The sequence below is a fragment of the Lentzea sp. NPDC004782 genome (assembly GCF_040609115.1).
Taxonomy (GTDB): Bacteria; Actinomycetota; Actinomycetes; order Mycobacteriales; family Pseudonocardiaceae; genus Lentzea.
In genome coordinates this window covers 170,270-178,955 of sequence record NZ_JBEXJN010000011.1, presented here as the reverse complement: position 1 = coordinate 178,955, position 8,686 = coordinate 170,270, and the positions used below count along the sequence as shown (strand labels likewise).

The 8,686-nt window shown below is 70.2% G+C and carries 13 protein-coding genes; 10 read left to right on the top strand and 3 right to left on the bottom strand.

The features are described 5' to 3' along the window. Positions 1–65: 65 nt before the first annotated feature. Complete coding sequence (locus tag ABZV40_RS13465) at positions 66–1,088, bottom strand: hypothetical protein (protein ID WP_355439665.1); 1,023 nt, start codon at positions 1,086–1,088, stop codon at positions 66–68. An 18-nt stretch (positions 1,089–1,106) separates the two neighbouring features. On the opposite strand from ABZV40_RS13465, the gene ABZV40_RS13460 reads away from it, so the two are divergent. The 3 genes from ABZV40_RS13460 to ABZV40_RS13450 are packed head-to-tail and all read left to right on the top strand — an operon-like array spanning position 1,107 to position 3,547. Then, positions 1,107–1,640 carry a DUF6886 family protein gene (locus ABZV40_RS13460; protein ID WP_355439662.1) on the top strand — a complete coding sequence of 178 codons (534 nt, stop codon included), beginning with the start codon at positions 1,107–1,109 and terminating at the stop codon, positions 1,638–1,640. Between the two features lie 9 nt (positions 1,641–1,649). Continuing rightward, positions 1,650–2,306: a response regulator transcription factor gene (locus ABZV40_RS13455; protein WP_355439658.1), complete on the top strand. Its 657-nt coding sequence runs from the start codon at positions 1,650–1,652 to the stop codon at positions 2,304–2,306. Then, positions 2,303–3,547 (top strand): ATP-binding protein, encoded by a 1,245-nt coding sequence (locus tag ABZV40_RS13450; RefSeq protein WP_355439655.1) that lies wholly within the window; start codon positions 2,303–2,305, stop codon positions 3,545–3,547. The genes ABZV40_RS13455 and ABZV40_RS13450 overlap by 4 nt, the downstream gene beginning before the upstream one ends. On the opposite strand, the gene ABZV40_RS13445 is transcribed toward ABZV40_RS13450, so the two are convergent. Beyond that, a complete protein-coding gene (locus ABZV40_RS13445) occupies positions 3,528–4,013 on the bottom strand; it encodes an SgcJ/EcaC family oxidoreductase (RefSeq protein WP_355439651.1) in 486 nt (161 codons plus the stop codon). The genes ABZV40_RS13450 and ABZV40_RS13445 overlap by 20 nt on opposite strands. Before the next feature lie 123 nt (positions 4,014–4,136). Here ABZV40_RS13445 and ABZV40_RS13440 point away from each other — a divergent pair, with 123 nt between their 5' ends. Then, positions 4,137–4,511 (top strand): PH domain-containing protein, encoded by a 375-nt coding sequence (locus tag ABZV40_RS13440; protein ID WP_355439648.1) that lies wholly within the window; start codon positions 4,137–4,139, stop codon positions 4,509–4,511. A 181-nt stretch (positions 4,512–4,692) separates the two neighbouring features. On the opposite strand, the gene ABZV40_RS13435 is transcribed toward ABZV40_RS13440, so the two are convergent. Further along, the gene (locus tag ABZV40_RS13435) at positions 4,693–5,130 is read right to left on the bottom strand and encodes a hypothetical protein (protein WP_355439645.1); all 438 of its coding nucleotides are present in this window, start codon (positions 5,128–5,130) and stop codon (positions 4,693–4,695) included. A gap of 218 nt (positions 5,131–5,348) precedes the next feature. Here ABZV40_RS13435 and ABZV40_RS13430 point away from each other — a divergent pair, with 218 nt between their 5' ends. From ABZV40_RS13430 to ABZV40_RS13405, 6 genes are all read left to right on the top strand, one after another. Beyond that, positions 5,349–6,344, top strand: coding sequence for a tetratricopeptide repeat protein (locus ABZV40_RS13430; protein ID WP_355439642.1), 996 nt, complete (start codon positions 5,349–5,351; stop codon positions 6,342–6,344). Positions 6,345–6,559: 215 nt separating this feature from the next. Then, positions 6,560–6,967, top strand: a complete 408-nt coding sequence (locus tag ABZV40_RS13425; protein ID WP_355439639.1) for a VOC family protein — start codon at positions 6,560–6,562, stop codon at positions 6,965–6,967. 62 nt (positions 6,968–7,029) lie between these two features. Continuing rightward, positions 7,030–7,410, top strand: a complete 381-nt coding sequence (locus tag ABZV40_RS13420; protein WP_355439636.1) for a class I SAM-dependent methyltransferase — start codon at positions 7,030–7,032, stop codon at positions 7,408–7,410. 109 nt (positions 7,411–7,519) lie between these two features. Next, complete coding sequence (locus ABZV40_RS13415; protein ID WP_355439634.1) at positions 7,520–7,771, top strand: hypothetical protein; 252 nt, start codon at positions 7,520–7,522, stop codon at positions 7,769–7,771. Then, positions 7,764–8,030, top strand: a complete 267-nt coding sequence (locus ABZV40_RS13410) for an SH3-like domain-containing protein (protein WP_355439631.1) — start codon at positions 7,764–7,766, stop codon at positions 8,028–8,030. The genes ABZV40_RS13415 and ABZV40_RS13410 overlap by 8 nt, the downstream gene beginning before the upstream one ends. Then, positions 8,023–8,613, top strand: a complete 591-nt coding sequence (locus tag ABZV40_RS13405; protein WP_355439628.1) for a nitrile hydratase subunit alpha — start codon at positions 8,023–8,025, stop codon at positions 8,611–8,613. Before ABZV40_RS13410 ends, ABZV40_RS13405 begins: the two co-directional genes overlap by 8 nt. Positions 8,614–8,686: the final 73 nt, after the last annotated feature.

The window sequence follows — 8,686 nt, the reverse complement described above, 5'->3', positions numbered from 1 at the left end:
ACCAGGTGGATGAAGGCGCCCTTCATCCACCTAACTGCCCAGCGGGCGGGTTGCGGACAGGGCGCTCAGGTGAGCCGCCAGAGCCGGTCGCCCGCGATCACGAAGACCTGACCGGCGGCCGCCTCCGCGGCCTTGACCTGGCCGGTGGGGCCGTCCGCGGGCCGTTCGCCCTTCTCGGACACGAGCTTCACGCCGTTGTGGTCGATGAGCACCGTCGGCGTGCCGTTGACCGGGACGGGTGCGGCGAGGGGCTGGTCGTCGCCCACCGGGACGTCCGGGATGGTCAGCTTCGTGAAGTCGGGACCCGCCCACCAGGCGAGCTTGCCCTTGCTGCGCCCCACGACGTGACACGTACCGTCCCAGCAGCGGGCCGCCAGCGCGGCATCGCCGTCCTTCAGGACCGAGGTGGTCCAGGTCTGCCCGTCGAACCGCCAGACCGCGGCGCTGGGCGTGCCCTTCGCGATCTGCCAGCCCACGACGAGCACGCCGTCACCGTCCTGGGTCACGGCCAGGGGGAAGCGCAGGAGGTCCTGCGAGCTCTCCAGCACGGTGCCGGCGGACGGCTGCCGGGTCCACGTGTCCCCCGCGTAGGTCCACATCGCGATGTCGAGGCCCGCCTTGGCGCTCTGCCAGCTCCCGATGATCACCGGCCCCCGCGGTGTGCGCGCCACGCCGATCAGCTCACCCGCGCCGTAGCCGCCGAACGTGCTGAACCCCTGCGGCTTCTCCACGATCTGCCGGCCGTCGCCGGTCCACGCGCTCCACCGGACGTTGCCGTGCGCGCCGCCGCGCTCGCCGCCGACACCGGTGATGGTGGCGCCGTCGGAGGTGATGCCGTACCAGTGCGCTTCCTTGCCGTACGGGGTCGCCGGGGTGAGCCGGACGTTGCTGAGCGCGCCGTCCCTGCCGCGGGTGAGCAGTTCCGGGTGGTCGGACGGGCGGGTGCCGATCACCAGCAGGTCGCCGTGCCGCGCCAGCGCCTCCGGGGTGGCCGTGAGGTCGACGGCGGTGAAGCCGACCGAGTTGTCCGCCCCGCCGGAGGAGCAGCCGGCGAGGACCAGCAAAACCGCGAGCGTCAGCCTGCGCATGCGGGCCAGTATGACCACATGCGGCCCGAACCCGGTGAGGTACTGCACTTTTCCGAGGACCCGTCGATCACGAGGTTCGTGCCCCACCTCGCCGCCACCGCGCAGCAGCCGGGTGAGTACGTGTGGGCGGTCGACCACGACCTCTCCCCCGCCTACTGGTTTCCCCGGCAGTGCCCGCGCGCGATGGCGTGGGTGACGCCTTCATCGTCCCGTGAGGACCGCAAGCGGATCATCGGGCCGGGCTGCGGGGAACGGGTGCACGCGATCGAGTACGGGTGGCTGGAACGGATGCGGACCGTCGCGCTGTACGCGTACCGGTTGCCCGCGGACGTGTTCCGGCCGTTCGGCGACTCCGCGCTGGTCGCGGTGGAGCCGGTCGTGCCGCTGGGGCCGGCCGAACGGGTAGGCGACCTGTTCGCGCTGCACGAGGAGGCGGGCATCGGGTTGCGAGTGCTCCCCCGGTTGTGGCCGTTCTGGGACGCGGTGACGGAGAGTTCGCTTCGGTGGAGCGCTATCAGGCTAAGGAACGCCCTGCCACGTTGGGTGCAATGATCTGCGCCCATGCGGGTGCTGCTGGTGGAGGACGACGAGCCGATCGCGGAATCGCTTACACGCGGGCTGGAGCGCTACGGCTACGAGGTCCGTTGGGTGCGGACGGGGTCGGAGGCGCTCGGCACCGCCGACGACTTCGCGCTGGTGCTGGTCGACCTGGGCCTGCCCGACGTGGACGGCCTGGACGTGTGCCGGGAGCTGCGGGCGCGCGGTGACGTGCCGATCATCGTGATCAGCGCGCGGTCCGACGAGGTCGACCGCGTGGTCGGGCTGGAGATCGGGGCCGACGACTACGTCACCAAACCGTTCGGGGTGCGGGAGGTCGTGGCGCGGATGCGGGCGGTGCTGCGGCGCGCGCAGCCGGCGCGGCCCGAACCCGCGCAGGAGCACGGGCGGTTGCGCATCAACCGGCGTTCCAGGCGGGTCCACCTCGACGGCGCCGAGGTGGACCTCACGCCGAAGGAGTTCGACCTGCTGGTGTTCCTCGCCGAGGAACCGGGCGCGGTGTTCACCCGCGAGCAGATCATGGAGGCGGTGTGGGACGAGAACTGGTTCGGCCCCACCAAGACCCTCGACGTGCACGTGGGGGTGCTGCGCCGCAAGCTCGGTGACGCGGCGTCGCTGGAGACCGTGCGCGGCGTCGGATTCCGGTTGGTGCTCACGTGATCCGCCAGCTCGTCTGGAGCTACGTGCTGCTGGTGGCGGTGGCGCTCGGGGCGTTCACCGTGCCGGTGGCGTTCACGCTCAACAACCAGATCTACGGCGACGCGGTGAACAGCGCGCGCCGGGACGCCCAGACCGCCGCGCTGCTGCTGGCGTCGGGCGACACGAGGTCGTTGAGCGCGTTGGAGGACGCCTACGAACAGCAGACACCGGGCCGCATCGACGTCCTCGGCCCGGCGCCGGAGAGCACGGTCTGGGACGCCCAGGGCCTCAAGCTCACCGTCCAGGCCAAGAAATCGGACGGCACGGTGGTCGGCGCGATCCGGCTGTCCTATCCGGACAGTCAGATCAAGGCCAGGCTGTGGCAGATCTGGGGTTTCCGCGCGGCACTGGCGGTCGGCGTGCTGATCGTGGCGGCGTTGCTCGGACTGTGGCTGGCGCGGCGGGTCACCCGGCCGTTGCGGGAGCTGAACGGGATGGCCGCGCGGTTGCGCGACGGCGACCTGACCGCACGCGCCGAGGAGACCGGCCCGCCGGAGACGCGCACGCTGGCGCGCACGCTGAACACCGCCACCGAGACCATCGGCACGCTGGTCGGGTCGCAGCGGGCGTTCATCGGTGACGCCTCGCACCAGCTGCGGACGCCGTTGACCGCGTTGCGGCTGTCGCTGGACAACGTGGCCGACGGCGTCGACGACCCGCACGTGCGCGAGGACGTCGAGATGGCCACGGCCGAGGTCGTGCGGATGTCCCGGCTGGTCAACGGTTTGCTCGCACTCGCGCGAGCCGAGGCCGACGTCGCGCAACCGGAACCCGTGCAGGTCCTGGACGTCGTCGCCGAACGGTTCACCGCGTGGCGCGCGGCGGCCGACGAACGCTCGATCTCGCTCGTGTCGGAAGGGCCCGGCATCCGCGTGCTCGCCACGCCGGGGCACCTCGAGCAGGTGCTGGACAACGTGCTGTCCAACGCGCTGGAGGTGTCCCCGGACGGCGCCGCGATCCTGGTCCGCACCACCCGGCCGGGCCTGCTGGAGATCATCGACTCCGGGCCGGGCATGCCGGAGGCCGAACGGCTGCGCGCGTTCGACCGGTTCTGGCGCGGTCAGGGACTGACCGGCAAGGGCGGGTCCGGTCTCGGCCTCGCGATCGTGAAGCAGCTCGTCACCGACGACGGCGGCGCGGTGTCGCTGGAGGCCGCGCCCGGCGGCGGGCTGTGCGTGCGGATCAGGCTTTCTCCGGCATAGCCGACGAGTGGTGGTTCACGATGAGCCACTTCCCGTCGATCTTCTCGTAGACGAACGTGTAGCGGGCGTCCACAGTGGCCGGCTTCCCGTCCCTGGTGAGCGCGAACCGGTAGGTGCCCGCGTCGATCGCGTCTTCGGCGTTCAGGACGGCGACGTGCGAGTCGAGGATCGTGCCGCTCGGCTTGTTCTGCAGGAAGTGCTCGAAGTAGTCGACGATCTCGGCGCGGTTGGACCGCACCTTGTTCGACACCGTGGGCAGCAGAACCGCGTTCGGAGCGTAACGATCGGCCACCTTCTGGGGGTCACCCGTCGCGAGGGCGGCGTTCCAGTCGGCGAACAGCGCCTTGATCTGCTCCACCGTCGGCTTCGCGTCCTGCTTCGGCTGCCCAGCGGCATTGCCGGCGCACCCGGCGACCAGCAGGGCAACTCCGGCGACGGCGGAAACTCCCACAAGCTGCTTGCGCATCGTCATCCTCATCCCCGATCGTGTGGCTGTTGACATCCACTTTCGGGTTAGGCACGGAAGCGCTCGGACAGCGGCGGGCCAGCGTTGCGACAAGCTTTCGGAAAGCCTGGTAAATGTGGACGTATGGGACTTCTCAGCGGGATGATGGGGAACGCGTCGAAGCTCGACCCGAGGGCCGCCGCGCAGGAGTTCGGCCGGCTGCTGGCGCAGGGGGAGCAGATCCACGCGGCCTACCAGCTGGTGCGCGACTCGTTCCTGTTCACCGACCGGCGGCTGATCCTGGTCGACAAGCAGGGCGTGACGGGCAAGAAGATCGAGTACCACTCGGTGCCGTACAAGGCGATCACGCAGTTCTCAGTCGAGACCGCCGGCCACTTCGACCTCGACGCGGAGCTGAAGATCTGGGTCTCCAGCAGTGACGTCCCGATCGCCAAGCAGTTCGGCAAGGGCGTCGACGTCTACGAGGTGCAGGCCCTGCTGGCGGCCTTCGTGCGTTAAGCAGGTAGCAGAAAGCCGTGTGCGCAACTCACCGCCTGGCGAGGTGGATGAAGGGCGCCTTCCTCCACTTGGTGTCGATGAAGGCGCCCTTCATCCACGTAACTGCCCGGCAGGAATCCCGGCTGCGCAACGAGAAATCCCCCGCCGGCACGTGGCCTGCGGGGGATGTCGCCGATGTGGTCTAGCGGGCCTGCAGCATCGGGCGGAACTTGTCGCGGTACGCCCACGCCAGCCCGATCTCGGCGGCGGCCACGACGATCGCGGTGACGATGCCGGACGGCTCCAGGAAGACGTGGAACAGGAAGATGTTCACGATCATCGGAGCGAGCATCGCGAGCGCCAGCGGCACGAACCGCCCGGCCAGCAACAGGATTCCGGCCACCAGCTGGACCCCGGACGCCAGCTGCAGCATGTACCCGGTGGCGTAGAGGGCGGCGCTGAACGCGACACCGGCGGGCGCCATCGTGCTCGGGTCCGGGGCGGGCATGAACATCAGGAACCCGTTCAGGCCCGTCGTGGCGAACAGCAGACCGGTCAGCACGCGGGTGACGATCGTGGCGTAACGGCCGACCGCGAACTTGCGGGTCTTGGCGGCGGTGGTGGCGATCGTGGCGGTCATCTCTGGTTCCTCCTGGGCTCTCGTGTCCTTCCACTGATGCGTCGAACGGCCACCGCGCCGGATCGACATCCGCGCCAGAAAATCTTCAAGAATTTTGTCCGCGCTGGTCAGAGGCGTGTGTGTCACCGGATCGGCCGCACCTGCCCGCTCTCGTGCGTCACCCGGAACGCGTATATCCGCCGCCACGCCGCCCGCTCTACAGGTAGGTGAGATTGACAGTGGTCGCGGCAGCCCCCGGTTACGGCAAGACGGAGATGGTCAGGCGCAAGGCGCGGTCAGCGCGGTGGTGCGAGGGCGAGGCGGCGGCGGACTTCGTCCGGACCCGCAGGTGGGCGCCCCAGGTCGTGCTCGACGAACCGGCCGTGCCGCACGACGAGCTGCGGGAGTGGTTGCGGCACACGCCCTGCGAGCAGGTCACGGTGATCACGACCCGGCCGTTCGAGTGGGAGGACGCGCAGCAGATCGGCCCGCGGGAGCTCGCGCTGCCCGAAGCCGCCGTCGTGCCCGAGGTGTACCGGGCGACGTTCGGCTGGCCCGCGCTCGCCCGGTGCTGGCCCGACCACGAGGACTACGTGCTCGCCGCGGTGATGCCCTCGCTGTCGGCGCAGGCTCAGCACCTGGTCACGACGTTCGCCCGGCTCGGCCCGGTCCGGCGCGCGCTCTGCGGGGAGCTCGGTGTCGACCCGGCCGCGATCACCGAGCTGACCAGGCTCGGCGTCCTCGTCGACGGGCAGCTGGTGCCGGCCGTCGCGGAGTCCGTCGAACCCACCGCGGTGAACCACCAGCTGGCCGCGCACTGGTACGCGCACAACGGTTTCCCGGCCGCCGCCGCCCGCCTGCACGACCGGCTCGGCCAGCACCGGTCGCTCGCCGCGCTGCTCGACGAACGCGGCGGCGAGATCCTGCGCGCCGAACCGACCATCTTCGGCAAGCACCCGCTGCTGCGCGACAAGGCGAAAGCGCTGGCCGCCGTCCACGTCGAACGGGCGAACGAGCTCTACGACGAGGCCCGCTACCCGGAGGCGCTCAAGCACGCCGACCTGGCCGTGCAGCTGGCGGCCGACCACGAGGGGTTGCGCATCCGCGGCCGTGCGCTCGCGCGGCTCGGCCGGTTCGAGGACGCCCTGGCCTGCTTCGAACGGGCCGAGGCCGGCGACGAGATCGAGGAGCTCACGTTGTACGAGCCGCGCGCACGTACCCGGCGACAGGGCTGAGCTTCAGCCGGCCCGGCGGGCCGAGGCGCGGAGGTCCTGGGTGGACGGTCGATCTTCAGGCGTCCACCGCCGGAACGTTCCACCCCGGAAGCCGCACCCGTGTACGCGGGCAAGGTCGCGCACGGTGACCCCGGGGTGACCGAACAGGTTCAAGTTGTAGGTGTGCCAAGGGTTTGCGAGGATTCGGGTCCGTCTCTTCCAAAGGAGCGATTCCGGTGGCAACTCGCCTCAACCCGTACCTGCGCTTCAACGGCGACGCCCGTCAGGCGATGGAGTTCTACCAGTCGGTCTTCGGCGGCGAGCTGAGGATGAACACCTTCGGCGAGTACGGCATGCAGGACTCGCCGCAGGCCGACCAGATCATGCACGCGCAGCTGGAAACCGAGTCCGGCTACACGCTGATGGCCTCCGACACGCCGCCCGGCATGCCCTACAACGCCGGTGACACGATCACCATCTCCCTGTCCGGCGACGAGGAGGTGCTGCGCACGTACTTCGAGCAGCTCGCGGACGGCGGCAAGATCGGTACGCCGCTGGAGAAGCAGATGTGGGGCGACGAGTACGGCGACCTCACCGACAGGTTCGGCGTCAGCTGGATGGTCAACATCGGCAGCCAGGGCTGACCTCGCTCGTGGGCGGGGCTCGGCAGTGGCCCCGCCCGCCGCGCTGACGCATCATGTGGACCATGAGCGAGCGTCTGCGCAGTGTGGTCGGCCAACTCGCGATCCGGCCCGGTGACCGCGTGCTGGAGATCGGCTGCGGCCAGGGCGTGGCCGCCACCATGGTGTGCCAGCTGCTGTCCACCGGCACGCTCACCGCGATCGACCGCTCCACGAAGATGGTCGAGGCCGCCACCCGCCGCAACGCCGGGTACGTCGCGTCCGGCAAGGCCGAGTTCCTCATCGCGTCGCTGGAGGACGTGAACTTCGGCGACCGCCGGTTCGACCTGGTCTTCGCCGTGCGGGTGGGTCTGTTCCACCGCGACCCCGGCCGCGCGCACTCGTTGCTGCGCCCCTGGCTCGCGCCCGACGCCCGCGTGTGCACGTTCTTCGACGTGCCGGTCTGACGCTGTTCCCGCGCGCTGAACCCGGCGAGGTGATTGCGGTGCCGGCCGCGATCGGGCAGGTTGTCGAGGCGGGTGATCGCCCGGCATCCGGCGGAGCGCGGGAGGTGAGATGCCGAGGATCAACGACGTCGGTGGCGTCGAGGGGTTCGGGCCGGTGCTGGAGGAGCCCGACGAGCCCCCGTTCCACGCGGACTGGGAGGCCCACGTGTTCGCGATGAACCGGGCGCTGGTCGGGCGCGGTGTCTACAACCTGGACGAGTTCCGCGACGCGGTCGAGCGGACGATGTCGCACGAGTCGTCGTACTACGAGAACTGGTTCCGGGCCATCCAGACGCTCCTGAAGGAGAAGGGGCATGTCTGAGCGGTACCGGGAGGGCGACCGCGTCCGCACGTCCACTGTGGACCCCGATCACCACACCAGGCTGCCGGGTTACGCGCGCGGGAAGACCGGCGTGGTCGTCGGCAGCGACGGCGTGCACCCGCTGGCGGACCTGAGGGCGCGGGGAGTTGAGCGGCCGCAGCCGGTCTACGTCGTGCGGTTCACCGCACAGGAGCTGTTCGGACGAGGCGATCACACGGTGACGCTGTCCCTCTGGGAGGACTACCTCAGCGATGAGTGACGACCACGACGACTCGCCGATCGCCGCACGCGTCCGGGAGCTGGAAGCCGTCCTGGAGGAGAAGGGGCTGCTCGACGCCGCGGAGCTCGACCGCGCGCTGGAGGCCTTCGCACACAACGCCACGCCTGCCAACGGTTTCCGGGTGGTGGCGCGGGCGTGGGTGGACGACGGGTTCAGGGCCAGGCTCGTCGAGGACGCGAACGCGGCGCTGCCGGAGGTCGGGTTGTCGATGGGCGGCGGGCTGCAGGTGCAACGGCTGCGCGTGGTCGAGAACACCGAGGAGGTCCACAACGTGGTCGTGTGCACGCTGTGCAGCTGCTACCCGATCGCGCTGCTCGGACCGTCGCCGACCTGGTACAAGAGCCCGGCCTACCGGTCCAGGGTGGTCAGTCACCCGCGGGAGGTGCTGGCGCAGTTCGGGCTGGAGTTGCCGCGGGAGACCGAGATCAGGGTGTGGGACGCGAACGCCGAGACGCGGTACATGGTGTTGCCGCGGCGGCCCGCGGGCACCGAGCACCTGAGCGAGGACGAGCTGGCCGGACGGGTCACGCGCAACGGCCTGATCGGCACCGCGGCCGTCTGAGCACCCGCGCCCGACGTCGATGTATGGGGGCGTCAAAACACACAGGTGGGTTTATGAGGCCATGAGATAAAAC